This is a genomic window from Vibrio sp. 378 (assembly GCF_033339435.1).
The window spans coordinates 1-531 of the sequence record NZ_JAWOUO010001110.1 but is presented as its reverse complement, the minus strand read 5'-3'; the positions used below and the strand labels follow the sequence as shown (position 1 = coordinate 531).

Below are 531 nucleotides of genomic sequence, written 5' to 3'. Positions count from 1 at the left end.
GGCGGCATGAAAAAGCGCTTTATAGGTTTTTGTGGTGGGATATTCCGGGTGAAGCTCTCGTTCCCAGCCTTGAAGGCGTCCAGCAGGCACACCAGCGGCCCAACGCTCATTATCGACAGAGACATACAAACAAGTTTCATCATCGCCACCACCGATACGCTCCGGCATACGATCCGCAGGACCGGCACCCGCAGGTAGAATAATGGTTTTCGGTTCACTGCCTGATTGGCCAATTGCCAGCTTCAGGTTTGAGTAACCGATATCTACGCCTAGTACAAACATACTTATCTCCTGTGCACTCAAAGTGCTCTAACAGTTTTCAATCAACCGCTCAGGTCACGCTTGGGCATTTCCAAGTGCTCTGGCGGTTCACTCAAATGTCATTATCAGGATTCGGTGCTCTGGCGGTGGGTAGAAAGGTGACAAATCCTTTCATCTATCTGCCTATTGCATTTTCGCAAAAGTATGAGAATAGGCTCTGTTTGGCGGCGGATGACCTAGTCAAAAAAATCGAGACGCCAAACGTCGTTT

1 pseudogene is annotated in these 531 nt (G+C 49.3%); it reads right to left on the bottom strand.

The window, feature by feature from the left end:
• Positions 1-282, bottom strand: a pseudogene (locus R7Q48_RS30650) (plasmid stability protein StbA); the annotation flags it as partial.
• Between the last annotated feature and the right edge of the window lie 249 nt (positions 283-531).